Origin of the sequence: Azospirillum sp. ST 5-10 (assembly GCF_051225715.1) — a bacterium.
Lineage (GTDB): Bacteria > Pseudomonadota > Alphaproteobacteria > Azospirillales > Azospirillaceae > Azospirillum.
This window is the reverse complement of sequence record NZ_JBPJSP010000026.1, coordinates 66,695-92,105: the sequence shown is the minus strand read 5'-3', so window position 1 is coordinate 92,105 and position 25,411 is coordinate 66,695. Positions and strand designations below refer to the sequence as shown.

Genomic DNA, 25,411 nt, shown 5'->3' with positions numbered 1-25,411 from the left:
GGAGGAGACCGTCCCAATGAACCTCAAGAACGCTCTTCTGGCCGCCGTCCTGACCACCGCCCTCGTGCCGGTCGGCGCCTCCGCCGCGGACGTCCAGCGGATCGGCCTCGCGGTCGCCAACCTGCAAGCGAACTTCTTCAACCAGATCAAGCAGTCCGTCGAGGCCTACGGGGCCGAGAAGGGCATCAAGGTGATCACCGTCGACGCCAAGGGCGACAGCGCCACCCAGGTCAGCCAGGTCCAGGACCTGCTGACCCAGAACATCGACGCCTTCATCTACATCCCCGCCGGCGCCGCGGCCGCCACCGTGCCGGCCCGCCTCGCCCGGGCGCAGGGCGTTCCGGTGATCAACGTCGACCGCAACGCCGACGGCGAGCCCGGCGACACCTTCATCGCCTCCGACAGCGTGAAATCGGCCTACAACGTCTGCAAGTACATCTTCGAGAAGGCCGGCGGCTCCGGGAAGATGATCATCGTCCACGGCCAGAAGGGCACCACCCCGGAGGTCGACCGCTCCAAGGGATGCGCCCAGGCCATGAAGGAGAATCCGGGGATCACGGTCGTGGCCGAACAGTGGAGCCAGATCTGGTCGCAGGACGAGGGGTTCCAGATGACCCAGAACATGCTGCAGGCGCATCCCGACGTGACCATCGTCTGGGGGCAGGCCGACGCGCTGGCCCTGGGCGCGGCCCAGGCGGTGAAGGTCGCCAACCTGCCGCAGCGGATCTGGGTCGCCGGCTTCGACGGCGACACGGCCGCGCTGGAGGCGTTGCGCGACGGCGTGTTCGACGTCACGGCGACCCAGCGCACCCAGTACATGGGGCGCCTCGCCGTCGACAGCGCGATCAAGCTGGTCGCCGGGGAGAAGGTTCCCGCCGAGCAACTGCTGGAAGCGACCCTCACGACGAAGGAGAACGTCGGGCCGTTCATCGAGAACCACCCGTAAGCCGAGGGAGGCCGCGCCATGATCCCGGAGGCCGATCCTCCCATCCTCTCCCTCCGTCGCATCCGGAAGAGCTTCGGTCCCCTGGAGGTCCTGCACGGAATCGATCTCGATATCCACGCGGGAGAGGTCGTGGCGCTTCTCGGCGAGAATGGCGCCGGCAAGTCGACCCTGTCCAACATCGTCGCCGGCGCCATCCAGCCGAGTTCGGGAGAGATGACCTGGCGGGGGACGCCCTACGCCCCCGCCGATCCGCGGCAGGCCATCGACCAGGGGGTCGGGCTGATCCACCAGGAGCTGCGCCTCCTCGAACACCTGTCGATCGCCGAGAACGTCTTCGTCGGCCGTTATCCGACCAGGGGCGGACGGATCGACCGCAAGGCGATGGAGGAGCGGGCGCACAGCCAGCTCCGGCGCCTCGGCCTGACCATCCCGGCCAACCGTCTCGTCAAGGGCCTGTCGACCGCCAACCAGCAGCTCGTCGAGATCGCCAAGGCGCTGGCGCTGAACGCGCGGCTGCTCATTCTCGACGAACCCACCGCCGCCCTCGGCACCAACGAGACGGCGCTTCTGTTCGAGCAGATCGAGCGCCTCAAGGCCGACGGGGTGGGCATCATCTACATTTCCCACCGGCTGGAGGAGATCAAGCGCATCGCCGACCGCATCGTCGTGATGCGCGACGGCGAGAAGGTGAAGGAGTTCGACAGCGCCGACGTTCCCGTCCGCACCATCGTCGAGGCCATGGTGGGGCGGAGCCTGGGCCGGATGTTCCCGGCGATCCCGACGCCGGCCGAGGAGGTCGTGCTGGAGGTCGAGGGCCTGGCGTCGCCCCACGGGTCCTTCCGGGACATCAGCTTCTCGGTCCGGAAAGGGGAGATCTTCGGCATCGCCGGGCTCGTCGGCGCGGGGCGGACCGAACTCGTCCGGGCGATCGCCGGGGCCGATCCGGTCGCGCGCGGCCGGATCGCCGTTCACGGCCGCGACGTCCCGCCGGGAAACCCCCGGCAAGCCATCCGGATGGGTGTCGTCCTCGTGCCGGAGGACCGCAAGACGCAAGGCCTCGTCCAGACCCACAGCATCGCCGAGAACATCGGCTACGCGAACCGGGACGCGGTCTCCTGGAACGGCTGCGTGACGAAGGGCCGGGTGACCGCCTTCGCCGCGCGGCAGATCCGCCGCTTCGGCGTGAAGGGCGAGGCGCACCAGGCGGCCAACGAACTGTCGGGCGGCAACCAGCAGAAGGCGGTCCTGGCCAAGTGGCTCGCGCGCAACCCGCAGGTCGTGCTGCTCGACGAGCCGACCCGCGGCATCGACGTCGGCGCCCGCTCGGCGATCTACGACATCATCGTCGGGCTGGCCGAGCAGGGCGTCGCCGTCGTCGTGGTCAGTTCCGACCTGGAGGAGGTCCTCGGGGTCTCCAACCGGATCATGGTCATGGCGGCGGGCCGGCGGGCCGGCATCCTCGACCGCGGCGAGGCCAACGACGTGTCCGTCATGGAGCTCGCCACGAGCTAGCCCCCTTGGGGTGATCCGATCACCCGGCCCACCCCCGGAAACACACGCGTGCAGGGGTCCGGTCCCGACCTCTGCGGACATGGAGGATCTCATGCTCGACATCCGTCTCGACGCCCCCGCCCTCTTCGATCTCGCCGGCCGGGTCGCCCTGGTGACCGGCGCCGGCAGCGGCATCGGCCAGCGCATCGCCATCGGTCTGGCGCAGTGCGGTGCCGACGTGGCCTGCCTCGACCGCCGCGACGACGGCGGCACGGCGGCGACCGTCGAGACCATCGGCCGCTACGGCCGCAAGGCGATCGCCATCGCCGCCGACGTGACCTCGCGCGCGGCGCTGGACGACGCGGTGGCGCGGACGGAGACGGAGCTGGGCGCGCTGGCCATCGCCGTCAATTCCGCCGGCATCGCCAACGCCAACCCCTGCGAGACGATGGGCGAGGAGCAGTACCAGACGCTCATGGACATCAACATGAAGGGCGTCTTCTTCTCCTGCCAGGCCGAGGCGAACGCCATGCTGCGCCACGGCAGGGGCAGCATCGTCAACATCGCCTCGATGTCGGGCGTCATCGTCAACCGCGGTCTGGAGCAGGTGCACTACAACGCGTCCAAGGCCGGGGTCATCCACATGACCAAGAGCATGGCCATGGAATGGGTCGGGCGCGGCCTGCGCGTGAACTCGATCAGCCCCGGCTACACCGCGACGCCGATGAACACGCGTCCGGAAATGGTCCACCAGACCAAGGAATTCGAGCGCCAGACGCCGATGGGCCGGATGGCCGGCGTCGACGAGATGGTGGGGCCGGCCATCTTCCTGGCCAGCGACGCCTCGTCCTACTGCACCGGGGTCGACCTCCTGGTGGACGGCGGCTTCTGCTGCTGGTGAGCGCGCCGCCCGCCGGGGAACGGGCCCCCCGGCGGGCGGTCGGCAATCGGCGGTCCGCCGCCGCTCAGGACAGGCCGGCCAGGGCCGGCGCGGCGTGCGCCGCCTCGGACCGGCCGCGCCCGAAGGCCGCGGCGTCCCGCCCGCCCTCACGGCCGCGGTAGGCGACGAGATCGCGGATCGTCACGAGCAGCAGGCCGTGCCGCTCGGCGAACAGTTCCAGTTCCGGCAGCCGCGCCATGCGGCCGTCGTCGCTGGCGACCTCGCAGATGACGCCCGAGGGGACGCGCCCGGCCAGACGGCTGAGGTCGACCGCCGCCTCGGTGTGGCCGGGGCGCCCGAGGACGCCGTCGGCGTTGGCGCGCAGCGGAAAGACGTGTCCCGGCCGGGCGAAGTCGTCGGGCCGGGAGCGGGCGTCGACCAGGGCACGGACGGTGGCCGCCCGGTCGCCGGCGGAGATGCCGGTGGTGGTGCCGTGGATGCAGTCCACCGAGACGGTGAACGCCGTCTTCTGCGATTCCGTGTTGTTGGGGACCATCAGCGGGATGTCGAGCTCGTCGAGCCGCTCCCCTTCCATCGCCACGCAGATCAGCCCGCGGGCGTGGTTCATCATGAACGCGACCGCCTCGGGCGTGATGGCGTCCGAGGCGATGACGATGTCGCCCTCGTTCTCGCGATCCTCGTCGTCGACGACGACGACCATGTCGCCGCGGGCAATGGCGGCGATGGCATCTTCGATTCTGGAAATCATGTCCTGCAAGCCTTTCAAGGGTCCCACCGGGTGTCCCGGTATTGAGCACGCCGTTCATGCACCTTGCGGTTGAACGGTTTCCCTTGGGCGAACAACGACCGCGCACCCCCCACGATTGCCGGAGAGGGCACGGATCATATTGCTCTCTTTCATCCGGACTGTACCGTCGGCTCCGGCCTCGCACCGGATCTGCTGACCTTCCGGACGGACCGGAAGCGCTCGCGGGCTCCGGGATCGCTCCCGATACCGCCGGTGGGGAATTTCACCCCGCCCTGAGAACAGGTCGTATATAGGCCATGGCGGACCGGCATTGCAAGGTGCGGCGCCACCGGTGGTTGGGGTCGTTCCGCCATCGGCGGCGGGGCGCTCCGCGCCACGCCGCGGCGCCCCGGCCGTTCATCCGCACACGGCGGCCACGGCAGCCGCGGCGATCGCCACGTCCTGCTCCTCCAGGGCGCCGGCGACGCCGACGGCGCCCACCACCTCGCCGTCGTGGACGACCGGGACGCCGCCGCCGATCAGCGCGATCTGCGGGTGGGTGGACAGGCCCTGCGCGACGTGGGGCTTGTCCGCCAGCTTGTCCTTCCAGTGGGCCGTGGGCTGCCGGTAGCCGGCGGCGGTCATCGCCTTGCGCTCGGCGATCAGGCGCGCGGGCAGGGGCGCGCCGGGCATGCGCAGATAGACCAGCGCGTTGCCGGCGGGATCGACGACATGGACGTGGACGCGCAGGCCCATGGCCTCGGCCTTGGCGATCGCGGCGTCGGCAAGGCGACGGGCGGTGCCGAGGCCCAGCGAGCGGGAGTGGACCAATCGTCCATCGCCGGACATTCCTCCTGTGAAAGAAACGCGGGACCACGGCGGCTCGCACCGCCGCGGTCCCGCCAAGGGGGCGTCGGCCAGGCCGACGCCACGCGCGGGAGAGGGCCCGCGGCGTCAGGCGGCGTTCTCCAACAGCAGGAGGCCGGCGGCCGTGTTGGAGATCGGGATGTGGTAGTTGCTGTGCAGCTTCTTGACGTGGCCCTGCAGCGCGCCGCGCATCGCCAGCCAGAGGATGAACTCGGCTCCCTGGGCGCCGGCCTCGCGGACGAGGTCGTGGATCGTCAGCTCGGTCAGGCTGTCCACCTCGTCGACGATCTTCTCCATGCACATCAGGTCGAACGTCTTGTTGATGAAGCCCGCCCGCTCGCCGTCCAGCTGGTGCGACAGGCCGCCGGTGCCGAGCACCACCACCTTGAGGTCCTCGGGGTAGGAGGCGACGGCGCGGCCGATGGCCTGGCCCAGCTTGTAGCAGCGCTTCGGGCTCGGCAGCGGGTGCTGCACCGTGTTGATGCAGACCGGGATGGTCCTGATCTGCCGCGCCGGCTCGGTCGTCGTCCGGTCCGGCCAGAACAGCGAGATCGGCACGGCGAAGCCGTGGTCCACCAGCATCTCCTGGCAGCTCGTGACGTCGAACTCCTCGGCCACCAGCCGCTCGATGATGTGCCACGACAGCTCCGGCGCGCCCTGGAAGGGCGGCAGCGGCTTCAGGCCCCAGCCCTCGTCGGCGTTCTCGTACTGCGCGGCCGCGCCGATGGAGAAGGTCGGCATCTTGTCGAGGAAGAAGTTCAAGCCGTGATCGTTGTAGATCACGATCGCCACGTCCGGCTTCTCCTTGTCCAGCCAGTCGCGGACGGGCGGATAGCCGGCGAAGAACGGCTTCCAGTACGGGTCCTCGAACAGTTCCTTGGAAATGGCGTTGCCGATCGCCGGGATGTGCGAGGTGGTGAGGCCGCCGATGATCCGTGCCATGTCAGTTCCTCCCCGCGTCCGCGAGCATCCGCTTGAAGTCCTCGACGCTCATGCCGGTCTGCTGGGCGCCGACGTCCTGGACCGTCAGGCCGAAGATGCCGGCCAGCTTCGCCAGATAGTAGATGTTGCCGCCGGCGGCGATCATCCGCAGCACCTCGCGGCTGCGCACCGCCGCCTTCTGCTCCTCGCTCAGGCCGTACCTCTCGAGGTAGCCTTCCTCGTCGGCGAGGAAGGCGTCCCGGTTCTTCTTCTCGTTGAACGAGTAGCACATCTTGTTGAGCGCGTAGCCCTTCATCGCCATGCGGCCATCGAAGATGGTCGTGCCGGGGATGGGCGGGCCGGCGTCTTTCCCCGGGTGTGTCAGACCAGGGTTCGACATGGGTGTTCCTCCTCACAGGATTATTGGCGTCGTCTCTAACGCGCTCCCCGTGAGAGGTTTTTCTTCTTCAGGACCAGTATAGCCGCATCGGGTTGTCGACCAGCAGGGCTTTCTGCAGCTCCGGGGTCGGGGCGATGCGGGGGATGACGTCGACCAGCCGGCCGTCGTCGGGCATGTGCGACGTCATGTTGGGGTGCGGCCAGTCGGTCCCCCACAGCACGCGGTCGGGGAAGCGCTCGACCAGGGTGCGGGCGAAGGGCACGACGTCGTCGTAGGTGGGCGGGCCCTGGACGCTGAGGCGCTCGGGGCAGCTCACCTTGCTCCAGAACTTGGGGTCCTCCATCAGCCCCAGGAAGCGGTGGAAGCCGGGGGAGTCGACGCCGGCGGCGATGTCGGGCCGGCCCATGTGGTCGACCACCACGGTGGTCGGCAGCTCCTTGAGGAAGGGGGTCAGCCCTTCCAGGTCGGGAGCCTCGAAATAGACCACCGTGTGCCAGCCCAGCGCCTTGATGCGCTCGGCGATGCCGAGGAACACCTCGCGCGGGGTGGCGTCCACCAGCCGCTTGACGAAGTTGAAGCGCACGCCGCGCACGCCGGCGGCGTCCATCTCCGCCAGCTCGGCGTCGCTGACGTTGGGGCCCACCGAGGCGACGCCGCGCGCCTTGCCGTCGGCGGCCTTCAGCGCGTCGACCAGCGCCCGGTTGTCGCGGCCGTGGCAGGTCGCCTGGACGATGACGTTGCGCTCGAACCCCAGGAAGTCGCGGAGCGCGAACAGCTTCTCCTTGGGGGCGTCGCAGGGCGTGTACTTGCGCTCCGGCGCGTAGGGGAAGATTTCGGCCGGGCCGAACACGTGGCAATGGGCGTCCACGGCTCCCGGCGGCGGCGTGTAGGCCGGCTTCGACGGGTTGGGGTGGAACGGCAGGTAGTCGGCGTCCATGGGAAGGGTCCTTCGTTCGGTGTCAGTCGGCGTACACGGTGCCGTCGAACAGCTTGCGCGCGGTGCGCAGCATCGCCGCCGTGGCGACCGAGCCGTCCTCGGCCATCGTCAGCACCACCGTCGTCTCGCCCGTCGGGTGCTCCACCGACACGGTGCGCCGCCGGCCGTCCGGCATCACCGCCATGGCGGCGGCGGGCGAGCCCTCGAGCGCGCAGGCGGTGGCGACGCTGACGGCGCCCAGCACGCCGATGGAGGCGTGGCAGTCGTGCGGGATGAAGGTGCGCGTGGAGATGGCGCCGCCGTGGCTCGGCGGGCTGACCAGCGTCATCTTCGGCACCGACTTCTTCGCCACGTCGCCGAGGTTCATCAGCGGCCCGGCCTTCAGGCGGATGCTCTCCAGCCTCGCCTTGAGCGCCGTGTCGGCGTCGAGCTGCTCGCGCGTCTCCTGCCCGGTGATGCCGAGATCCCCGGCGCGCAGCACCACCACCGGCATGCCGTTGTCGATGCAGGTGACCTCGACCCCGTCGATGACGTCGACCGGGTTGCCGGTGGGCAGCAGGGCGCCGCAGCTCGACCCCGCGGTGTCCTTGAACTCCAGCGGGATGGGGGCGGCGGTGCCGGGGACGCCGTCGATGCGCGCGTCGCCGGCGTAGGTCACCCGGCCGCCCGGCGTCTGCACCGTGGCCACCGCCACCTGACCGGTGTTCTCCATGTGGATGCGCACCGGCGTCTCGCCGTCGCGCGCCGCGACCAGCCCGCGCTCGATGGCGAACGGGCCGACGCCGGCCAGCATGTTGCCGCAGTTCTGCGCGTCGGTGACGATGGGCTTGTCGACGAAGGCCTGCAGGAACAGGTAGTCGACGTCGACGCCGTCGCGCGCCGACCGGCGGACCACGGCGATCTTCGACGTCAGCGGGTGGGCGCCGCCCATCCCGTCGATCTGCCGCGGATCGGGGGAGCCCATGACCCGCAGCAGGAAGGCGTCGCGCTCGGCGGCGTCCGCGGGCAGGTCGTCGGCCAGGAAGAACCCGCCCTTGGAGGTGCCGCCGCGCATCCACATGCAGCGGGCTTCAGACATACTTGAGGCCCTTGGCTTCGAGCCGGCCGCGCATGTCGTAGATGTCGAGGCCGAGCTCGCCGGCGGCCAGGCGCTGGCGCTTGCTCTCCTCCGCCGCCATGCGGGCGCGCGCCTTCTCCAGCACCTCGGCGGCCTCCTCGCGGCGCACCACGCAGACGCCGTCGTCGTCGGCGATCACCACGTCGCCGGGGTTGACGAGCTGGCCGGCGCAGACGATCGGGACGTTGATCGAGCCGAGCGTCTCCTTCACCGTGCCGGCGGCGTAGATCGCCTTGGACCACACCGGGAACTTCATCTCGGTGAGGTCGCGCACGTCGCGCACCCCCGCCTCGATGACCAGCCCGGCGCCGCCGCGCGCCTGCAGCGAGGTCGCCAGCAGGTCGCCGAAATAGCCGTCCTCGCAGGGCGAGGTCGGGGCCATGACGACGACGTCGCCCTTCTTCACCTGCTCGATGGCGACGTGGAACATCCAGTTGTCGCCGGGCGGGGCGGAGATGGTGACCGCCGGGCCGGCAATGCGGGCGCCGGCATAGATCGGCCGCATGTGGGAGGCGAGCAGGCCCTTGCGGCCCTGCGCCTCGTGGACGGTGGCGACGCCGGCCTCGCCGAGGCCGGCGATGACGGCCGGATCCGGCCGCTCGATGTTCTGGACGACGACGTTCATCACAGCTCATCCACGGTGCGGGGGAAGACGGACTGGAAGCCCTCGGCGTACTTGGCGGGACGGCCGCCCGCCTGGCCGCCGGAGTTGCGGCGGAAGTGGTTGGCGCGGTTCTGCGCCAGGTTGGTGTAGTAGTCCCAGAGGTGCTGCTGCCCCTCCATGCACTCGATGGCGGCGCGCTTCTGCTCCCACACCTCGGAGATGTCGAGGAAGACGTCCGGCTTCCAGCCCATCTGCTCGGTCTGGTGCGGCTCGAACAGGTAGAGCTGCGGGGCACCGAGCACCTTCTGGCCGGGATTGTGGCCCCAGGCCTGGGCGATCATCCGGCACTCCAGGGCGATCTTCGTGGCGCCCATGTGGTCGGTGTTGTAGGGGTCCCAGAGCGAGTGGCTCATCATGAACCGGGGCTGCACCGCGCGGATGATGTCGACCAGCTCGAACTTGGCGTCGCGGTCGACGTCGAGCGGGTAGTCGCCGAGGTCCATGAAGCGGATGTCGTGGGCCGAGAGCGCGGCCGCCGCCTTCTCCGCCTCGGCCCGGCGGGCCGCCTTCACTTGGTCGAGCGTCGCGTTCTGCTTCCACAGCTTGGCGGACTCGCCGCGCTCGCCGTAGGACAGGCAGACGATGGTGACCTCGTAGCCCAGCTTCTGGTGCAGGGCGATGGCGCCGCCGCACCGCCACACGAAGTCGGCGGCGTGGGCGCTGATCACCAGGGCGGTTTTCTTATCGCTCATGGACTGCAAATCCCTCCTAACGCGTCCCGCCGGCGGGGTCCGGCGCGGGGGCCGGAGCCGATCCGGCGCCAAGCCGGCGGGTGTGGCCGTCTATGGCTCCAGCATTCCGCATGCCGGAGCGGTTTTCTATTTCAAACTCCCGTCGCTCGTATAAGATTTTGCTATAAGCGCGTTTGTTGCGCTGCAGCGAGACGATGGAATGAATAACCCGGTCCCGAACCTCCGCCATCTTCGGGCCTTCCAGGCGGTGGCCCAGAGCCAGAGCATCAGCGCCGCCTCGCGGCAGGTCTTCATCTCCCAGCCGGCGATCACCCAGGCCATCGCCAAGATGGAGAAGGCGCTCGGCGTGACCCTGTTCGAGCGGCGGCCCGACGGCGTCTTCCTGACCGAGGCGGGGCGCCTCTTCCACGACCGGGTGGAGCGGATGCTGCGCCATCTCCAGGCCGGCGTCGCCGAGATCGTGCGCGCCGCCGCGCGCCGCGGGGCGCGGCCGCAGAACCTCGAGCCGATGCTGACGGGCGTGCAGCTGCGCGCCCTCATCGCCATCGCCGACGCCCACAACTTCAGCCTGGCGGCGCGCGCCATCGGCGTGTCGCAGCCGGCCCTGCACCGCGCCGCCCGCGACCTCGAGCACCTCGCCGAGGTGCCGCTGTTCGAGAAGGCGAGCGGCGGCATCGCCCTGACCCGGCCGGCCGAGGTGCTGGCGGTGCAGGCCAAGCTGGCCCTGGTGGAATACGGCAAGGGGCTGGAGGAGCTGGCGGACTGGAAGACCGCCGATTCCGGCCGGCTGGTGATCGGCGCCATGCCGCTGGCCCGCACCTTCCTGCTGCCGACCGCCATCAACGCGCTGATGCGCGAGCGTCCGGAGGCGCGGGTGGAGGTGGTCGACGGCCCCTACGAGGACCTGCTGCACGGCCTGCGCCAGGGCGACATCGACCTGCTGGTGGGGGCCCTGCGCAACCCCGTGCCGATCGACGACGTGGTGCAGGAGCGGCTGTTCGACGACCCGCTGGCGATCGTCGGCCGGGCCGGCCATCCGCTGGCGGCCAAGGGGCGGATCGACATCGCCGACCTGGCGCGCTGCGGCTGGGTGGTGTCGCGCCGCGGCACGCCGAGCCGCGCCCATTTCGACCAGCTCTTCGCCGAGGCCGGCGTGGCGCCGCCGCGCAGCCTGGTGGAGACCGGCGCCATCAACCTGATCCGCGGCCTGCTGACCGCCAGCGACCGCCTGACCCTGATCTCGCTGCACCTGATCCGCCACGAGATGCAGTGGGGGCTGCTGGCGCCGCTGCCCTACCGGCTGCCGCACACCGCCCGGCCGATCGGCCTGACGGTGCGCCGCGACTGGCGCCCGACCGCCGCCCAGGCCCGCTTCATCGCCCTGCTGCGGGAGGCCGGCCGGGTCATCCATGCGACGTAAATTCGCATGCTCTTATGCGAAAAATGAATAGCAGGGAAAGGCAATCAATATCACGATCATGCAGTCCGATGGTACACCGGACGCAAGGGAAGCGGGGTGCGGTCAAGCGCCCCGCCACAGGGAAACGGACACGCAAGCTCATGCCCGACACGTTGCACATCGCCTGCATCGGCTTCGGCGAGGCGGCTTCGGCCTTCGTCTCCGGCTGGGGGGATGCCCTGCGGGACACGGGGCGCGCCCCCGCCGTCAAGGCGTACGACATCAAGACCGACCACGCCGACGAGGCGGTCCGCGCCGCCAAGGCGGCCGACTACGAGCGCGCCGGGGTGGTCGGCTGCGCCACCTTGGCCGAGGCGCTGGCGGGGGCGTCGCTCGTCTTCTCGCTGGTCACCGCCGACCAGGCGGGGCGCGCCGCCGCCGCCGCCGCCCCGCTGCTGGGCGAGGGGGCGCTGTTCCTCGACGGCAACTCCTGCGCGCCCGGCACCAAGCGGCGTTCGGCCGAGGCGGTGGCGCGCGGCCGCGGCCGCTACGTCGACGTCGCGGTGATGGCGCCGGTGTACCCCAAGCGGCACAAGGCGCCGCTGCTGCTGAGCGGCGAGCACGCCCAGGCCGCGGCCGCGGCGCTGGCCGCCCTGGAGATGGACGCCAAGATCGCCGAAGGGGCGGTCGGCACCGCCTCCTCCATCAAGATGATCCGCTCGATCATGATGAAGGGGATGGAGGCGCTGTTCGCCGAATGCGTGCTGGCCGGCCGCAAGGCGGGGGTCGACGAGGTCGTGCTGGACTCGCTGGACGCCACCTTCCCCGGCTTCGACTTCAAGGCCAAGGCCGCCTACAACCTGGAGCGGGTGATGACCCACGGGGTGCGCCGCGCCGCCGAGATGCGCGAGGTGGCGCTGACGGTGGCCGAGCTGGGCCTGCCCAACGGCATGGCGGCGGCGACCGTGGACTGGCAGCAGCGCATCGGCGAGATGAAGGTGGCCGCCGCCGAGGGCGAGGGCTACCAGGCGCGCGCCGACCGGGTGCTGGCGGGGCTTGGCCACGCCCCGGCGCGCCGCGAGGTGCCGCCGCCCGAATACGCCGACATCCCCGGCACCTTCGTCTTCGACGCCGAGCAGTCGCGCCAGGGCTACCACCTCAACATGTTCTGCATGTCGCTGCGCCACGCCGCCAACCGCGAGGCCTTCAAGGCCGACGAGGAGGGCTATCTCGGCCGCTTCGCCATGACCGAGGCGCAGAAGCGGGCGGTGCTGCAGCGCGACTGGAACGAGATGCTGCGCCTCGGCGGCAACATCTACTACACGTCCAAGCTGGCGGCGACCGACGGCGTCAATTTCCAGCAGCTCGCGGCGCGCATGACCGGCGTCAGCGAGGACGACTACCGGCAGATGATGATGGGCGGCGGCCGCCCCATCGCCGGCAACCGCAGCAAGAAGGAGTGGGGCCATGGCTGAGATCGTCGCCGGCGTCGCGACGTCCCACGTGCCCGCCATCGGCGTGGCCATGGACCAGGGGAAGACCGAGGAGCCCTACTGGAAGCCGCTGTTCGCCGGCTTCGAGCCGTCGCGCAAGTGGATCGCCGACCTCAAGCCCGACGTCGCCATCGTCGTCTACAACGACCACGCCACCGCCTTCTCGCTGGAGGTCATCCCGACCTTCGCGCTGGGCTGCGCGGCGGAGTACATGCCGGCCGACGAGGGCTGGGGGGCGCGGCCGGTGCCGGTGGTCAAGGGCCATCCGGAGCTGGCCTGGCACATCGCCCAGTCGGTCATCCTCGACGAGTTCGACCTGACCATCGTCAACCGGATGGAGGTCGACCACGGGCTGACGGTGCCGCTGTCGCTGCTGTTCGGCCAGCCCGAGGAATGGCCGTGCCCGGTCATCCCGCTGGCCGTCAACGTGGTCCAGTACCCGCCGCCCACCGGCAACCGCTGCCTGCAGCTCGGCCGCGCCATCCGCCGCGCGGTGGAGAGCTTCGACCGCGACCTCAAGGTCGTGATCTTCGGCACCGGCGGCATGTCCCACCAGCTCCAGGCCCAGCGCGCCGGCCTGATCAACCCGGAGTTCGACAACCGCTTCCTCGACCTCATCGTCGACGATCCCGAGGCGGCGGCGGCGATCAAGCACGTGGAGTATCTGCGCGAGGCCGGGTCGGAGGGCATCGAGCTGGTCATGTGGCTGGTCATGCGCGGTGCGCTGAGCCCCAAGGTGCGGCAGATCCACCGCCACTACCACGTGCCGGCGTCGAACACGGCGGTCGGGCACCTGGTCCTCGAATGCGAGCGTGAGTAGGAGTTCCACACCATGAAGATCTGTGTTGCCGGCGCCGTCGGCGCCTTCGGCATGAAGCATCTCGACGCCATCGCCAAGATCGACGGCATCGAGGTGGCGTCCGTGGTGGGCGGCGCGCCGGACGACGTCGAAGGCTTCGCCAAGGAGCGCGGCATTCCCCACGCCACCAAGGACCTGGCCGAGAGCCTGGCGCGCAGCGACGTCGAGGCGGTGATCCTCGCCACGCCGACGCCGGTGCACGCCGCCCAGGCGATCCAGTGCCTGGAGGCCGGCAAGCATGTGCTGGTCGAGATCCCGATGGCGGACACCATCGCCGACGCCCGCCGCCTGGTCGAGGTGCAGAAGAGGACCGGGCTGGTCGCCATGGCCGGCCACACCCGCCGCTTCAACCCCAGCCACCAGTGGGTGCACAACAAGATCAAGGCGGGCGAGCTGACGATCCAGCAGATGGACGTGCAGACCTACTTCTTCCGCCGCACCAACATGAACGCGCTGGGCAAGCCGCGGACCTGGACCGACCATCTGCTGTGGCACCACGCCTGCCATACCGTGGACCTGTTCCAGTACCAGACCGGCCAGACCGCCTCGCGGGTGTTCGCCCTGCAGGGGCCGATGCATCCGGATCTCGGCATCGCCATGGACATGAGCATCGGCCTGAAGGTGCCGTCCGGCGCCGTCTGCACGCTGTCGCTCTCCTTCAACAACAAGGGGCCGCTCGGCACCTTCTTCCGCTACATCTGCGACAACGGCACCTACGTCGCCCGCTACGACGATCTCGAGGACGGCGAGGGCAACCCCATCGACCTCTCCGGCGTCGCCGTCTCGACGAACGGCATCGAGCTGATCGACCGCGAGTTCTTCAGCGCCATCAAGGAGGGCCGCGAGCCCAACGCCAGCGTCGCCCAGTGCCTGCCGGCCATGGAGACCCTGGACCGTCTGGAACAGTGCCTGAACGCCGATGCCTGAGGTGACCCGCATGCCGGAGCGGCGGCTCGGCCCGTTCACCGTGTCGGCGGTCGGGCTGGGCTGCATGAACCTCTCCCACGCCTACGGCCAGCCGCCCGACGCCGCCGAGGCCGGGCGGCTGCTCAACGAGGCGCTCGACCTCGGCTACACCATGCTCGACACGGCGGCGCTCTACGGCATGGGGGCGAACGAGCGGCTGCTCGGCGAGGCGGTGGGGCACCGCCGCGGCGAGTACCTGCTGGCCAGCAAGGGCGGCATCGGCCCCAACGCGCAGGGGCAGCGCGAGATCGACGGCCGGCCGGAGATGCTGCGCAAGACCTGCGAGGACGGGCTGAAGCGGCTGCGCACCGACGTCATCGACCTCTACTACCTGCACCGCTGGGACAAGCGCATCCCCATCGAGGAGAGCGTGGGCGCGCTGGCCGACCTGGTCCGCGAGGGCAAGATCCGCGCCATCGGCCTGTCCGAGGTGTCGGCCGCCACCCTGCGCCGGGCCCACGCGGTGCACCCCGTCGCCGCCGTGCAGACCGAGTACTCGCTGTGGACCCGCAACCCGGAGATCGCCGTGCTCGACGCCTGCGCCGAGCTGGGGGCCGGGTTCGTCGCCTTCTCGCCGCTGGCCCGCGCCTTCCTCACCGGGGCGTTGCGCGACGTCTCGGCCCTGGCCCCCAAGGACCTGCGGCGCGGCATGCCGCGCTTCCAGCCGGAGACCTACGCGCAGAATCTCGCGCTGCTGGACGGCATGGCCGAGGTGGCGGAGGATGCCGGCTGCACCATGGCCCAGCTGGCGCTCGCCTGGCTGCTCGCCAAGGCGCCCCACGTCGTGCCCATCCCGGGCACGACGCGGCGCGAGCATCTGCGCGAGAACGCCGGCGCGGCGACGGTCGCGCTGGAGGCGGCGGCGGTGGCGCGCCTCGACGCGCTGATCAACCGCGAGACCGTGCGGGGGCCGCGCTACCCCGCCTCCACCCAGGTGGAGATCGACACCGAAGAGTTCGCCTGAATCGACAACGACAACTCGGGAGGTTGCCCACCATGCTGAGGACATTCGCCGCCGCCGCGCTCGCCGGCACCATCGCCTGCGGCATCGCCGCGCCAACCCAGGCCGCCGACGTCACCCTGCGCTTCGCCCACTTCTGGCCGGCCGTCGCCGAGGCCCACAAGGACCTGTTCCAGGCCTGGGCCGACACGGTGAAGAAGGAGTCGGACGGCCGCATCGCCGTCGACATCTACCCCTCGCAGACCCTGGCCAAGCCGCCGGCGCAGTACGAGGCGGTGAAGAACCGGATCGCCGACATGACGGCGACGGTGCAGGGCTACACCGCCAACCGCTTCCCGCTCACCCAGGTCGTCGAGCTGCCGGGCATCGTCAAGAACGCGGTGCACGGCTCGTGCGTCATCCAGTCCCTCTACGAGGAGGGCCTGATCGCCGACGAGTACAAGGACACCCGGCCGCTCTTCCTGTTCACCCACGGCCCGGGCCATCTCCACACCACCTCCAAGCAGATCCGCACCCCCGACGACCTCGCCGGCCTGCGCATCCGCCGGCCGACCGCCGTGGTCGCCAAGATCCTGGAGGAGGCCAAGGCCCAGCCGGTCGGCATGCCGGCGCCGGAGTCCTACCAGGCGATGCAGCGCGGCACCATCGACGGCGTGTCGCTGCCGTGGGAGGGCGTGCACTCCTTCCGCCTGAACGAGCTGGCCAAGCACCACACCGAGATCGGCCTCTACACCCTGTCCTTCATCATCACCATGAACAAGGACGTCTACGAGGGCATGCCGGCCGACCTGAAGAAGGTCATCGACAACAACTCCGGCATGAAGTGGGCGGAGAAGGCCGGCGTGGTGTTCGACCACCTCGACGATCTCGGCCGCTCGGTGGCGGTCAAGGAAGGGCACGACATCGTCACCGTCAAGGACGGCATCGAGGACCCCGCCTGGAAGCCGATCGTCGAGCGCGCCACCGAGGCCTACCTGAAGGAGCTGGAAGGCCAGGGCCTGCCGGCCCGCAAGGTCTACAGCCGCGCCAAGGAACTGGCCCAGACCTGCAAGAGCTGAGGCGGGACGGGACCGGCGCGGGGGGAACGACGCGGCGGCGTTCCCCACCGGCCGGCCCGGCACGTCGACACCCTAGGAGAGGGGATTCCTGTGAAGCTGCTCGTGGACGCGGCCTTCCGCGTGGCTCAGGCGTTGTACTTCATCGCCGGCGTGCTGCTGATCGTCATGATGCTGGTCATCCTCGCCGACGTGGTGAGCCGGAGCGCCTTCGGCTTCACCGGCGGGGCCGTCGACGTCACCTTCACCGGCGGCATCGAGATCGTCAGCTACGTCCTGTTGTTCATGGTGCTCTTCACCTTGCCCTATGCGGTGGCGCGCGGGCAGGTCATCGTCGACCTGTTCACCAACGGCCTGAGCGAGCGGACGAAGGGCGTGCTGGCCGGGGTCTACACCCTCGGCTTCGGGTTGATGGGCATCGGCATGACCATCCGCTTCGTCGAATCGGCGGAACGGGTGGCGGTGACCGGCGACACCACCCAGGACCTCCTCATCCCCATGACCTACATCTACGGCGTGACCGCCTTCGCCACCGCCGTCCTGGCGGCCCGCGGCGTGCTCGTGGCCCTCCAGCAGATCGTGGAAAGCGTCAAGCCATCATGAGCGCCCCCCTGATCGGATACATCTGCGTCGCCGGCATGCTGGTGCTGATCGCGCTGCGCTGCCCGGTGGCGCTCGCCATGGCGACGGCCGGCTTCTTCGGCTTCGCCTGGATCGTCGCCTTCGACCCCGCCATGGCGATCCTCGACAGCGGCCCCTTCGAGACGCTGTCCAACTACTCCTTCAGCCCCATCCCCATGTTCATCCTGATGGGGGTCTTCGCCTCCAAGGCGCGCATGTCGGCCGAGCTGTTCACCGGCGCCAAGACGCTGTTCGGCGGCTGGCGCGGCGGCATGGCGCTGGCGGCGATGAGCTCGTGCGGCGTCTTCTCGGCGATCTCCGGCTCGTCCCTGGCGACCGCCGCCAGCATGGCCCGCGTCGCCCTGCCGGAGATGAAGAAGAACGGCTATTCCGACGCGCTCGCCACCGGCACGCTGGCGGCCGGCGGCACGCTCGGCATCATGATCCCGCCCTCCATCGCGCTCCTGCTTTACGCGCTGGTCACCGAGCAGAGCGTCGGCGACATGTTCATCGCCGGCATCATCCCTGGCCTCTTGGGGCTGGTCCTCTACTGCTGCACCATCGCCGTCGTGGTGGCGCTGAAGCCGTCGCTGGCGCAGCCGGGCGAGCCGACGAGCTGGCGCGAGAAGGTCGCCGGCCTCAAGGGGCTGGTGCCGTTCGGCGGGATCTTCGTGTTCATCATCGGCGGCATCTACACCGGCCTGTTCACGCCGACCGAGGCGGCGGCGGTCGGCGCCGCCGGCGCCCTCGTCATCGCCCTGGTGCGCGGCATGACCTTCCAGCAGTTCGGCGAGGCCGTCGAGGAGACCCTGACCCTGTCGGCGATGATCTTCTTCATGATCATCGGCGCGGAGATCTTCGGCTATTTCCTGTCGGTCTCGCGCATCTCCTTCTCGCTCGTCGAGATCGTCCAGGGCTGGAACCTGCCGCCGCTGGCCGTGCTGCTGTGCATCCTTGCGCTCTACGGCGTGCTGGGCTGCGTCATGGACAGCATCGCCATGCTGCTGCTGACGGTGCCGGTGGTCTATCCCCTGGCCCAGGCGGCCGGCTTCGACCCCGTCTGGTTCGGCATCGTCACGGTGATCACGGTGGAGATGGGGCTGATCACCCCGCCCGTCGGCATGAACGTGTTCGTCATCAAGTCGGTGGCCCCGGAGGTGCCGATCGCCGACATCTTCCGCGGGGTCATGCCCTTCGTCGTGTCGGACATCGTCCGGCTGGCGCTGCTGATCCTGTTCCCGAGCCTGGCGCTGGCCCTGCTCTGAGGATCGGAAAGGAGCCCGTCATGAGCACCTACGAGTGGCGTCCCGAGCTGAGCGTCGGCGCGCCGGACATCGACGCCGAGCACCAGGAGCTGTTCCGCCTGCTGCACCGGCTGGAGGCCGCCGACGTCTCGGAGGCGGTGCTGTCCGACATCATCGACCATCTCGAACATTACGCGCGCGACCACTTCGCCCACGAGGAGGCGCTGATGCGGCGCTGGGCCTACCCCGGCCTGGACGACCACATGAGGCGCCACCGCCTGTTCGCGGAATGGCTGAACGCGGTGAAGATGGCCTACGAGCGCTCGGCCGAGACGCCCTTCGAGATCGGCGCCACGGTCAACGACTTCCTCGGCCGCTGGCTGGTGGAGCACGTGCAGACCGAGGACATGCGCTACCGCGACCACATCCTGCGCAGCCGGGCGGACCGGACGCCGGGCGCCGGCGCGTGAGCGGTCCGCAGCGGACCCGCTGGCCGGTGGTCCTGACCGCCCTGGCCGGCGGCATCGTCGCGTCGCTCCACCTCGGCAAGGTGCCGCCGGCGGTGCCCTTCCTGCGCGGCGAGCTGGGCCTCGACCTGGTGGAGGTCGGCTTCGTCGTCTCGACCTTCAACGTGCTGGGCATGCTGCTGGCCCTGGTGGTCGGAGTCACCGCCGACCGGGTGGGACGCCGCCGCCTGATCGCCGCCGGCCTGCTGTGCCTCGCCGCCGGCGGCGCGGTCGGCGCGCTGAGCCACGGGCTGGCGGCCCTGCTGTTCAGCCGCTTCGTCGAGGGCATCGGCTTCATCGCCGCGGTCGTCGCCCTGCCGGCCGTGGTGATGGCGTCGGCGTCGGAGCGGGACCGCCCCTTCGCGCTGTCCCTGTGGAGCGTCTTCATGCCGGCGGGCATGGCGCTGGCCCTGGTGCTGGCGCCCGGCATCCTGACGGCCGGCGGCTGGCGCGGCCTGTGGTGGGCGATCGCCGGCCTGTCGCTGCTGGCGCTGCTGCTGGTCGACCGGGCGGTGGCGCGGGTGGCGCTGCCGCAGCGCCCGGCCGGCACGCCGCTGCGGGTGCTGGTCGAGACGGTGGCCCGGCCGGGCCTGCTGCTCCTCGGCCTCGCCTTCGCCGCCTACGCCTTCCAATGGGTGTCCCTGATGGTGTGGCTGCCGACCTTCCTGGCGGCCGACCTCGGCGCCGCGCCGGCGACGGCGGCGCTGCTGACGGCGCTGGTCATCGTCGTCAACGTGCCGGGAAACCTGTCCGGCGGCTGGAACCTGCGGCGCGGCGTGGCGCCGGGCCGGCTGATCGCCGCCGGCTCCGCCGGCATGGCGCTGGCGGCGCTGGGCATCTTCAGCCACGCCGTGCCGGACGTGGCGCGCTACGGCCTGTGCCTGGTGTTCTCCTTCACCGCCGGCATGATCCCCTCCAGCCTGTTCGCCGGCGCCCCCGGCCACGCCCCGTCGCCCGGCCACATGGGCGCCGCCAACGGCATCCTCATGCAGGGCTCGGCCCTCGGCCAATTCCCCGGCCCGCCGGTCATCGCCGCCGCGGTGGCCGCGGCCGGCGGCGACTGGGGCGGGGCGCGCTGGCCGCTGCTCGCCGCCGCGGTCCTGACCGTCGCCGCCGGGGTCGGGGCGGCGCGGCTGGCCCGGCGCCGCGCGGTGGCGCCGGCGGAATGAGGGCGTCGGACGGCCGCTGACACGCCGGCGCGGGGTTGGCGGCCCGCCCGGCGATCACCCGGGGGGCCGGCACGCGGAGGCCATGGTGTGCCCAGCACCCTGCCTCGATGCGCCGGGCTACCGCAGCGGCAGGGCGACCACGAGGTCCGGCCAGGGCGCACCGTCGGCCAGGGTCGCCGTCACCCGCACCAGGTCCGGCAGCCGGTTCGTCCGCTCCCAGCGCGGCGACCAGCGCGGCCCGTCGTCGTCCACGCCCGCTCCGAAATAGGCGAAGGACACGCCCGTCAGCCCGTCCAGGAGCGCCGTCCGGCGCTCCGGCCCGCCGCCCGGCGGGGCGACGGACAGGTCGAGGCGCAGTGCCCCGGGCGGCCCCGCGGCCGACACCGTCACCCGGAGGGGCCCGCCGACGATGGCGTCCACCGGCCGGGTGGCGAGGAAGGAGACCGCCGACGGCCCGCCGGCGAAGACGGCGGGCACCGGGCCGCCGACCGCCACCAGGCGCGCCGGCAGCGCCTGCATCAGGGCCTGGCGGATCAGCGCGTGGGCGGTGGCGGTGCGCTCCAGGCGGTCGAGCCGGCGGTCGCCGGCCTCCCAGGCGCGCCGGCCGAGATGCAGCCCGCCCGCCGCCATCGCCACCGCGGCCCCCACCAGGGTGACGGTGAGCAGCACCTCGAGCAATGTGAAGCCGGCGGCGCGGTGACCGGTCACGGCGGGAGCCCCGGAATCGCGGCGTCGGCCGGAGCGGCGGCGACGGCGGCGGCGCGCAGGGTCGTCAGGGCGAGCGAGCGGCGGGGGTCGCCCCAGGTCACCTCGGCGGTGACGCGGAAGAGGCCGGCCCCGGCGTCGGCAGCGACCTCCTGCACGGCCAGGGTCCAGGCGAAGCCGTCGCCGTCGCCGTCGCCGCTGCGGTGCGTGCCGTCGGCCAGCGCCGGGGCGGCGTCGACGGCGGCCAGCAGGGAGCGCGCGCGCTCCACCGCGAACACCCGCTCCGGCGCCGCCCCGGCGGTGCGGGCGGCGAGGGCGGCGACGCGGAACACCAGCACCGAGACCGCGGCGATCAGGGTCAGCGCCACCACCGCCTCCAGCAGGGTGAAGCCGGCGCGGTCACGGCGGACCGCCCGCCTCCACCCGCACCAGCCCGGTCGGCCAAAGCGTCCGGACACGAACCGCGTTCCTCCCGTCGGACAGAAGCACCGAGCCGCCGGCGGAGCTGCCGTCGGCGTGGAAGCGTATCGCCCCTCCGGCCGCGCCGTCCACGGTGACCGTCAGGCCGGCCGGCAGGGTCGTCGCGCCGCCGCCGTCGGCGCGGTAGCGGCGTGCCGTCCCGTCCAGCGTCACGGCGGCGTCCCGGTTGCCGGCGAGCGCCGCGGCGCGGGCGGCGCGCAACGCCCGGGCGAGGTCCTCGGCCGCCGCGGCGGGATCGGCGCCGCGCCGGCCCAGGCCGAGGGCGCCGGCGATCCCGGCCGACAGCAGCGCCAGCAGCACCAGGACGAGCAGCGTCTCGACCAGGGTGAAGCCGTCGGCGCCGCGCCTACCAGCTCGTGACGTCGCGGTTCTCGCCGTCGCCTCCCACGGTCTGGTCGGCGCCCAGGGTGTAGAGGTCGAAATCGCCGTGCTGGCCGGGGATGCGGTAGACGAAGGACTGGCCCCACGGGTCCTTCAGGGCGTCGAGCTTCTTCAGATAGGGGCCGTTCCAGCCCGATACGCCCGACGGCCGCTCGACCAGCGCGGTCAGCGCCTCCTGCTGGGTCGGGTAGCGGCCGACCTCCAGCCGGTAAAGGTCGAGCGCCCCCGCCAGGGTCTCCAACTGCACCGCCGCCATCTTCTGCTTGGCCGAGCCGAGCTGGCGGAAGAGCTGCGGCGCCGCCAGCACCGCCACCACCATGCCGAGGATGACCAGCACCAGGAGCATCTCCAGAAGCGTCACCCCGCGCTCGTCGCGCCTGCGCCGTCGTGCCGTCATGGGACTCCCGTTCCTACCCTTCGGAGGTATGTGAGCCGCGCCATCGCAGCGGCGCAAGCGGATTTTGTGCGTGTTCGTGCGCCGGCGGGTTCTGAAATGCCGGTTGAAAGATCTGAAGATCAAAAAATGGGGAGAACAAAAAATATTCTTTCTTATGTTCTTTCAATCTTCAGATCTTCGTGTTCGAAAACCCGCGCATCATCCGGCCAATGTTCCGAGGCTGAGGATCGGCAGCAGGACGGCGACGATGATGCCGCCGACCACCAGCGCCAGCACGACCGTCAGCAGCGGCACCAGCAGCGCCGTCAGGCGGCGGGTGCGGCGGTCGACCTCGCGGTCGGCGATGGCGGCGACCTCGGCCAGGGCCGGGCCGAGCCGGCCGCTCGCCTCGCCGATGCGGACGATCTGCGCCGCCATGGGCGGGAAGCGGCCGGTGGCGGCGAACGGGGCGGCGAAGCCGCGGCCGGCCGCCACCTCCCGTTCGACGGCGGCGACGGCGTCGGCCAGCGCGGCGTTGCGCAGGGCGGAGCGGGCGATCGGCAGCGCCTGGGTCATCGGGATGCCCTGGGCCAGCAGCGGCCCCAGCATGTGGGCGAGGCGCGCCGTCTCCGCCTGGCGCAGGATGCCGCCGACCACCGGCAGGGCGAGGAGCCGGCGGTCCTGCGCCAGCCGCCCGGCGGGCCGGCGGCGGCGGTGGAGCAGCAGCAGCCCGCCGGCGCCGGCCGCCAGCGCCGGCAGCCACCAGAACCGGGCGGCCGCGTCGCCGAGCGCCAGCAGCGCCGCCGTCGCCCAGGGCAGGGCGACGCCGGCGCCGTCGAAGACGTCGCGGAAGCCGGGCAGCACGACGGTGACGATGATCATGAGCGACAGCGCCACCGTCACCGTCAGCACCGCCGGGTAGGCCAGCGCGGCGCGCAGCCGTTCGCGCGCGTCCTCGGCGCGCTCCAGGTGGTCGGCGGCGGTGGTGGCGGCGGCGGCGAGGCGCCCGGCGAGCTCGCCGGCGCGCACCATGCCGAGCGTGAAGCCGTCGATCCGCGCCCCTTGCGCCGTCAGCGCGTCGGCCAGCGTCGCGCCGGCGCGCACCCGCTCGCGCGCCCGGCGCAGGACGGCGGCGGCGCGGCGGTCGGCGAGCGCCGCGGCGGCGGTGTCGAGCGCCTGGTCGAGGCTCAGCCCGGCGTTCGACAGCATGGCCAGCGAGCGCAGCGCCAGCGCCAGGGCGCGCGGGTCGAGGCGCGGTCCCGGGCGGGCCGCGGCCGCGGCGGCGCCGGCGGCGGCCGGCTCGATCGCCAGCGGCAGCCAGCCCTCGGCGCGGAGCTGCTGCACGAGGGCCGGCTCGTCGGCCGCCTCGGCGACGCCGTGGCGCGGCTCGCCGCCGGCGCCGACCGCCCGGTAGCGGAAGGTCGGCATCGCCTCACGCCTCCCGCGTCACCCGGAGGACCTCCTCCAGGGTGGTCTCGCCGGCCAGCGCCTTGAGCAGCCCGTCCTCGTGCAGGGGGCGCAGGCCGCCGGCCACGGCGATGCGCTGCAACTCGTGGCTGTCGGCCTGGCGCAGCACGGCGCGGCGCAGCTCCTCGTCCATCACCAGCACCTCGGCGACCACGCAGCGGCCGTGGAAGCCGGTGCCGTCGCAAGCATGGCAGCCGCGCGGCCGGAACAGCCGGCGCTCCGCGCCGGGCGGCGCCAAGCGGTCGAGGGCGAGGCGTTCGGCCAGCTCCGGCGGCACGGCGATCGCCTCGCGGCAGTGCGGGCAGAGGCGGCGGACCAGGCGCTGCGCGGCGATGCCGACGACCGTCGAGGCGATGAGGTAGTCGGGCACGCCCATGTCGCGAAGCCGGGTCACCGTGCCGGCGGCCGAGGTGGTGTGCACCGTCGACAGCACGAGGTGGCCGGTCAGCGCGGCCTGGGCGGCGATCTCCGCCGTCTCGCCGTCGCGGATCTCGCCGACCATGACGATGTCGGGGTCCTGGCGCAGGATCGCCCGCAGCACCCTGGCGAAGTCGAGGCCGATGCCCGGGCGCACCGGCACCTGGGAGATGCCGGCGAGCTGGTACTCGACCGGGTCTTCGACGGTGACGATGTTGCCGGTGGCGTCGTTGAGGCGCAGCAGCGAGGCGTAGAGGGTGGTGGTCTTGCCGCTGCCGGTCGGCCCGGTCACCAGCAGGATGCCGTTGGGCCGCGCCAGCAGGTCGAGGTAGCGGCCGAGCGCGTCGGCGCCGAAGCCGAGATCCGCCAGGTCGAAGATCGCCGCGCTGCGGTCGAGCAGCCGCAGCGCCACCTTCTCGCCGTGCAGGGTCGGCAGGGTGGAGACGCGGATGTCGACGTCGCGGCCGCGCACCGCCAGGCGGATGCGCCCGTCCTGGGGCAGCCGCCGCTCGGCGATGTCGAGGCGGGCCATCACCTTGACGCGCGACACCACCGCCGCGGCCCAGCCCGGCGGCGGCGGGTCGAGCGGGCGCAGCAGCCCGTCGACGCGGATGCGGATGCGCAGCCCCTCGGGCTGGGGCTCCAGGTGGATGTCGGAGGCGCGGGCGGCCACCGCGTCGGCGATCAGCCGGTTGACGAAGCGGATGACCGGCGCCTCGCCGGCGAGGTCCTTCAGGCGTTCGGCGTCGGCGTCCTCGGCGGCGTCCTCGGCCGCCTGCACCGCGCTCTCGGCGCCGTCGCCCTGGGCGTACAGCCGCTCCAGCGCCGCCTCCAGCTCGCCGGCGACGGCGACGCGCCGGTCGACGCGGCGGCCCACCGCCCAGGCCACCGCCTGGGCGGTGAAGCCGTCGAAGGGGTCGGCCATCGCCAGCACCACCGCGTCGCCCGACGCCGCCACCGGCAGCACCGCCCCGGCGCGCAGGAAGTCGGCGGACAGCGTGTCGGCGAACAGCGGCGCGCCGGGGTAGTCGGCGGCCTCGAGCAGCGGCAGGCCGGCGACGGCGGCCAGCGCCTCGGCGACGTGGCGGTCGGCCAGCAGGCCGAGGCTGGCCAGGGTCGGCGCCAAGCGGCCGCGGGTCACCGCCGCCGCCCGGCGCGCCCGGTCGAGCGCTGCGGGATCGAGCAGCCCGCGCTCCAGCAGGACCGCGGCGAGGCGGTCGTCGGGGGAGGTCATGGCGGCAGCCGGGCGGTGTGGCGTCCTCTCCCCGGAGGGGTTGGCGGAGCGACGCATGTCTCGGAAAGCGAAGCGGCTCGGTTCTCCCCCGGCGGGGCGGCTACCGTATGCACATGTCCACCGTTGGGTGATCCGACCTGACCCTCCCTCGGCTCCGCCGGGGGAGGGTGGCCGCGCGGCGGCCGGGTGGGGGCGGGGTTCCGCAAGAATTCCTCGCGTCCACTGTGCAATACAGGAGCGCCGGCGGCGCCGTAAGCACCGTGCCCCCTCCCTCCCGGCCTGCGGCCGGGCCCCTCCCTCCCCCGCCGGGGGCGAGGGAGGGCCTGTGGCGTCGCACCGTGAAAGATGTGTGCACACCGTAGCGGCAGGGTCGGGGGAGGGACCATGTGCCCCGGAGCAGAGCGGTGAGGATGGT

At 71.8% G+C, this 25,411-nt stretch carries 27 protein-coding genes and 1 riboswitch; of the genes, 13 read left to right on the top strand and 14 right to left on the bottom strand.

All coding sequences use genetic code 11. The features are described 5' to 3' along the window. The first annotated feature begins 16 nt into the window (after positions 1-16). From ACSBPG_RS23940 to ACSBPG_RS23930, 3 genes are all read left to right on the top strand, one after another. The gene (locus ACSBPG_RS23940; RefSeq protein ID WP_435539745.1) at positions 17-946 is read left to right on the top strand and encodes a sugar ABC transporter substrate-binding protein; all 930 of its coding nucleotides are present in this window, start codon (positions 17-19) and stop codon (positions 944-946) included. A gap of 18 nt (positions 947-964) precedes the next feature. Beyond that, positions 965-2,458 carry a sugar ABC transporter ATP-binding protein gene (locus ACSBPG_RS23935; RefSeq protein ID WP_435539744.1) on the top strand — a complete coding sequence of 498 codons (1,494 nt, stop codon included), beginning with the start codon at positions 965-967 and terminating at the stop codon, positions 2,456-2,458. Positions 2,459-2,549: 91 nt separating this feature from the next. Continuing rightward, a complete protein-coding gene (locus ACSBPG_RS23930; RefSeq protein WP_435539743.1) occupies positions 2,550-3,338 on the top strand; it encodes an SDR family oxidoreductase in 789 nt (262 codons plus the stop codon). Between the two features lie 64 nt (positions 3,339-3,402). Here ACSBPG_RS23930 and ribB read toward each other — a convergent pair whose 3' ends face one another. The 8 genes from ribB to ACSBPG_RS23890 form a co-directional block, all read right to left on the bottom strand. Beyond that, complete coding sequence (ribB, locus tag ACSBPG_RS23925; RefSeq protein ID WP_435539742.1) at positions 3,403-4,086, bottom strand: 3,4-dihydroxy-2-butanone-4-phosphate synthase; 684 nt, start codon at positions 4,084-4,086, stop codon at positions 3,403-3,405. Positions 4,087-4,223: 137 nt separating this feature from the next. Beyond that, a riboswitch (FMN riboswitch) is annotated at positions 4,224-4,370 on the bottom strand. A gap of 112 nt (positions 4,371-4,482) precedes the next feature. Then, on the bottom strand, positions 4,483-4,896 hold the full coding sequence (locus ACSBPG_RS23920; RefSeq protein WP_435539741.1) for a GlcG/HbpS family heme-binding protein: 414 nt from the start codon (positions 4,894-4,896) through the stop codon (positions 4,483-4,485). Between the two features lie 123 nt (positions 4,897-5,019). Beyond that, entirely contained in the window at positions 5,020-5,874 is an 855-nt protein-coding gene (locus tag ACSBPG_RS23915; RefSeq protein WP_435539740.1) for a class III extradiol dioxygenase family protein, read from the bottom strand. A 1-nt stretch (position 5,875) separates the two neighbouring features. After that, positions 5,876-6,253, bottom strand: a complete 378-nt coding sequence (locus tag ACSBPG_RS23910; RefSeq protein WP_435539739.1) for a protocatechuate 4,5-dioxygenase subunit alpha — start codon at positions 6,251-6,253, stop codon at positions 5,876-5,878. 67 nt (positions 6,254-6,320) lie between these two features. After that, positions 6,321-7,190, bottom strand: a complete 870-nt coding sequence (locus ACSBPG_RS23905) for an amidohydrolase family protein (protein ID WP_435539738.1) — start codon at positions 7,188-7,190, stop codon at positions 6,321-6,323. 22 nt (positions 7,191-7,212) lie between these two features. Further along, positions 7,213-8,268 (bottom strand): 4-oxalomesaconate tautomerase, encoded by a 1,056-nt coding sequence (locus ACSBPG_RS23900; RefSeq protein ID WP_435539737.1) that lies wholly within the window; start codon positions 8,266-8,268, stop codon positions 7,213-7,215. Further along, on the bottom strand, positions 8,261-8,932 hold the full coding sequence (locus ACSBPG_RS23895; RefSeq protein ID WP_435539736.1) for a 4-carboxy-4-hydroxy-2-oxoadipate aldolase/oxaloacetate decarboxylase: 672 nt from the start codon (positions 8,930-8,932) through the stop codon (positions 8,261-8,263). Before ACSBPG_RS23895 ends, ACSBPG_RS23900 begins: the two co-directional genes overlap by 8 nt. Beyond that, positions 8,932-9,663: a PIG-L deacetylase family protein gene (locus ACSBPG_RS23890; protein ID WP_435539735.1), complete on the bottom strand. Its 732-nt coding sequence runs from the start codon at positions 9,661-9,663 to the stop codon at positions 8,932-8,934. Before ACSBPG_RS23890 ends, ACSBPG_RS23895 begins: the two co-directional genes overlap by 1 nt. Positions 9,664-9,862: 199 nt before the next feature. Between ACSBPG_RS23890 and ACSBPG_RS23885 the strand changes: the two genes are divergently transcribed. The 10 genes from ACSBPG_RS23885 (at position 9,863) to ACSBPG_RS23840 (ending at position 19,936) form a co-directional block, all read left to right on the top strand. Further along, the gene (locus tag ACSBPG_RS23885) at positions 9,863-11,083 is read left to right on the top strand and encodes a LysR family transcriptional regulator (protein ID WP_435539734.1); all 1,221 of its coding nucleotides are present in this window, start codon (positions 9,863-9,865) and stop codon (positions 11,081-11,083) included. Between the two features lie 140 nt (positions 11,084-11,223). After that, positions 11,224-12,537 (top strand): protocatechuate 4,5-dioxygenase subunit alpha, encoded by a 1,314-nt coding sequence (gene ligA, locus ACSBPG_RS23880; RefSeq protein ID WP_435539733.1) that lies wholly within the window; start codon positions 11,224-11,226, stop codon positions 12,535-12,537. Beyond that, a complete protein-coding gene (locus ACSBPG_RS23875; RefSeq protein WP_435539732.1) occupies positions 12,530-13,375 on the top strand; it encodes a class III extradiol dioxygenase subunit beta in 846 nt (281 codons plus the stop codon). The genes ligA and ACSBPG_RS23875 overlap by 8 nt, the downstream gene beginning before the upstream one ends. A 12-nt stretch (positions 13,376-13,387) precedes the next feature. Beyond that, entirely contained in the window at positions 13,388-14,341 is a 954-nt protein-coding gene (locus tag ACSBPG_RS23870) for a Gfo/Idh/MocA family oxidoreductase (RefSeq protein ID WP_435539731.1), read from the top strand. Continuing rightward, positions 14,334-15,344: an aldo/keto reductase gene (locus ACSBPG_RS23865; RefSeq protein WP_435539730.1), complete on the top strand. Its 1,011-nt coding sequence runs from the start codon at positions 14,334-14,336 to the stop codon at positions 15,342-15,344. The genes ACSBPG_RS23870 and ACSBPG_RS23865 overlap by 8 nt, the downstream gene beginning before the upstream one ends. A gap of 32 nt (positions 15,345-15,376) precedes the next feature. After that, positions 15,377-16,399 (top strand): TRAP transporter substrate-binding protein, encoded by a 1,023-nt coding sequence (locus ACSBPG_RS23860; RefSeq protein ID WP_435539729.1) that lies wholly within the window; start codon positions 15,377-15,379, stop codon positions 16,397-16,399. 90 nt (positions 16,400-16,489) lie between these two features. Beyond that, positions 16,490-16,999 (top strand): TRAP transporter small permease, encoded by a 510-nt coding sequence (locus tag ACSBPG_RS23855; protein WP_435539728.1) that lies wholly within the window; start codon positions 16,490-16,492, stop codon positions 16,997-16,999. Further along, on the top strand, positions 16,996-18,282 hold the full coding sequence (locus ACSBPG_RS23850; RefSeq protein ID WP_435539727.1) for a TRAP transporter large permease: 1,287 nt from the start codon (positions 16,996-16,998) through the stop codon (positions 18,280-18,282). Before ACSBPG_RS23855 ends, ACSBPG_RS23850 begins: the two co-directional genes overlap by 4 nt. Before the next feature lie 20 nt (positions 18,283-18,302). Beyond that, the gene (locus ACSBPG_RS23845; RefSeq protein WP_435539726.1) at positions 18,303-18,731 is read left to right on the top strand and encodes a bacteriohemerythrin; all 429 of its coding nucleotides are present in this window, start codon (positions 18,303-18,305) and stop codon (positions 18,729-18,731) included. After that, the gene (locus ACSBPG_RS23840; RefSeq protein ID WP_435539725.1) at positions 18,728-19,936 is read left to right on the top strand and encodes an MFS transporter; all 1,209 of its coding nucleotides are present in this window, start codon (positions 18,728-18,730) and stop codon (positions 19,934-19,936) included. The genes ACSBPG_RS23845 and ACSBPG_RS23840 overlap by 4 nt, the downstream gene beginning before the upstream one ends. A 117-nt stretch (positions 19,937-20,053) precedes the next feature. Here ACSBPG_RS23840 and ACSBPG_RS23835 read toward each other — a convergent pair whose 3' ends face one another. From ACSBPG_RS23835 to ACSBPG_RS23810, 6 genes are all read right to left on the bottom strand, one after another. Next, a complete protein-coding gene (locus tag ACSBPG_RS23835) occupies positions 20,054-20,644 on the bottom strand; it encodes a prepilin-type N-terminal cleavage/methylation domain-containing protein (protein ID WP_435539724.1) in 591 nt (196 codons plus the stop codon). Further along, complete coding sequence (locus ACSBPG_RS23830) at positions 20,641-21,099, bottom strand: prepilin-type N-terminal cleavage/methylation domain-containing protein (protein WP_435539723.1); 459 nt, start codon at positions 21,097-21,099, stop codon at positions 20,641-20,643. Before ACSBPG_RS23830 ends, ACSBPG_RS23835 begins: the two co-directional genes overlap by 4 nt. Next, positions 21,041-21,544 carry a GspH/FimT family pseudopilin gene (locus tag ACSBPG_RS23825; protein ID WP_435539753.1) on the bottom strand — a complete coding sequence of 168 codons (504 nt, stop codon included), beginning with the start codon at positions 21,542-21,544 and terminating at the stop codon, positions 21,041-21,043. Before ACSBPG_RS23825 ends, ACSBPG_RS23830 begins: the two co-directional genes overlap by 59 nt. Next, positions 21,468-21,899: a type II secretion system major pseudopilin GspG gene (gene gspG / locus ACSBPG_RS23820; RefSeq protein ID WP_435539722.1), complete on the bottom strand. Its 432-nt coding sequence runs from the start codon at positions 21,897-21,899 to the stop codon at positions 21,468-21,470. Before gspG ends, ACSBPG_RS23825 begins: the two co-directional genes overlap by 77 nt. 198 nt (positions 21,900-22,097) lie before the next feature. Then, positions 22,098-23,306 (bottom strand): type II secretion system F family protein, encoded by a 1,209-nt coding sequence (locus tag ACSBPG_RS23815; protein ID WP_435539721.1) that lies wholly within the window; start codon positions 23,304-23,306, stop codon positions 22,098-22,100. Positions 23,307-23,310: 4 nt separating this feature from the next. After that, positions 23,311-24,996: a GspE/PulE family protein gene (locus tag ACSBPG_RS23810; RefSeq protein ID WP_435539720.1), complete on the bottom strand. Its 1,686-nt coding sequence runs from the start codon at positions 24,994-24,996 to the stop codon at positions 23,311-23,313. Positions 24,997-25,411: the final 415 nt, after the last annotated feature.

Bases quoted from the DNA above. Each gene is read 5' to 3' on its own strand.
- ACSBPG_RS23870 (WP_435539731.1), top strand. From the start codon at position 13,388: ATGAAGATCTGTGTTGCCGGCGCCGTCGGCGCCTTCGGCATGAAGCAT.
- ACSBPG_RS23935 (WP_435539744.1), top strand. From the start codon at position 965: ATGATCCCGGAGGCCGATCCTCCCATCCTCTCCCTCCGTCGCATCCGG.
- ACSBPG_RS23910 (WP_435539739.1), bottom strand. From the start codon at position 6,253: ATGTCGAACCCTGGTCTGACACACCCGGGGAAAGACGCCGGCCCGCCC.
- ACSBPG_RS23845 (WP_435539726.1), top strand. From the start codon at position 18,303: ATGAGCACCTACGAGTGGCGTCCCGAGCTGAGCGTCGGCGCGCCGGAC.
- gspG (WP_435539722.1), bottom strand. From the start codon at position 21,899: ATGACGGCACGACGGCGCAGGCGCGACGAGCGCGGGGTGACGCTTCTG.
- ACSBPG_RS23890 (WP_435539735.1), bottom strand. From the start codon at position 9,663: ATGAGCGATAAGAAAACCGCCCTGGTGATCAGCGCCCACGCCGCCGAC.
- ACSBPG_RS23860 (WP_435539729.1), top strand. From the start codon at position 15,377: ATGCTGAGGACATTCGCCGCCGCCGCGCTCGCCGGCACCATCGCCTGC.
- ligA (WP_435539733.1), top strand. From the start codon at position 11,224: ATGCCCGACACGTTGCACATCGCCTGCATCGGCTTCGGCGAGGCGGCT.
- ACSBPG_RS23875 (WP_435539732.1), top strand. From the start codon at position 12,530: ATGGCTGAGATCGTCGCCGGCGTCGCGACGTCCCACGTGCCCGCCATC.
- ACSBPG_RS23850 (WP_435539727.1), top strand. From the start codon at position 16,996: ATGAGCGCCCCCCTGATCGGATACATCTGCGTCGCCGGCATGCTGGTG.
- ACSBPG_RS23885 (WP_435539734.1), top strand. From the start codon at position 9,863: ATGAATAACCCGGTCCCGAACCTCCGCCATCTTCGGGCCTTCCAGGCG.
- ACSBPG_RS23930 (WP_435539743.1), top strand. From the start codon at position 2,550: ATGCTCGACATCCGTCTCGACGCCCCCGCCCTCTTCGATCTCGCCGGC.
- ACSBPG_RS23905 (WP_435539738.1), bottom strand. From the start codon at position 7,190: ATGGACGCCGACTACCTGCCGTTCCACCCCAACCCGTCGAAGCCGGCC.
- ACSBPG_RS23815 (WP_435539721.1), bottom strand. From the start codon at position 23,306: ATGCCGACCTTCCGCTACCGGGCGGTCGGCGCCGGCGGCGAGCCGCGC.
- ACSBPG_RS23940 (WP_435539745.1), top strand. From the start codon at position 17: ATGAACCTCAAGAACGCTCTTCTGGCCGCCGTCCTGACCACCGCCCTC.
- ACSBPG_RS23865 (WP_435539730.1), top strand. From the start codon at position 14,334: ATGCCTGAGGTGACCCGCATGCCGGAGCGGCGGCTCGGCCCGTTCACC.
- ACSBPG_RS23895 (WP_435539736.1), bottom strand. From the start codon at position 8,932: ATGAACGTCGTCGTCCAGAACATCGAGCGGCCGGATCCGGCCGTCATC.
- ACSBPG_RS23915 (WP_435539740.1), bottom strand. From the start codon at position 5,874: ATGGCACGGATCATCGGCGGCCTCACCACCTCGCACATCCCGGCGATC.
- ribB (WP_435539742.1), bottom strand. From the start codon at position 4,086: ATGATTTCCAGAATCGAAGATGCCATCGCCGCCATTGCCCGCGGCGAC.
- ACSBPG_RS23900 (WP_435539737.1), bottom strand. From the start codon at position 8,268: ATGTCTGAAGCCCGCTGCATGTGGATGCGCGGCGGCACCTCCAAGGGC.
- ACSBPG_RS23810 (WP_435539720.1), bottom strand. From the start codon at position 24,996: ATGACCTCCCCCGACGACCGCCTCGCCGCGGTCCTGCTGGAGCGCGGG.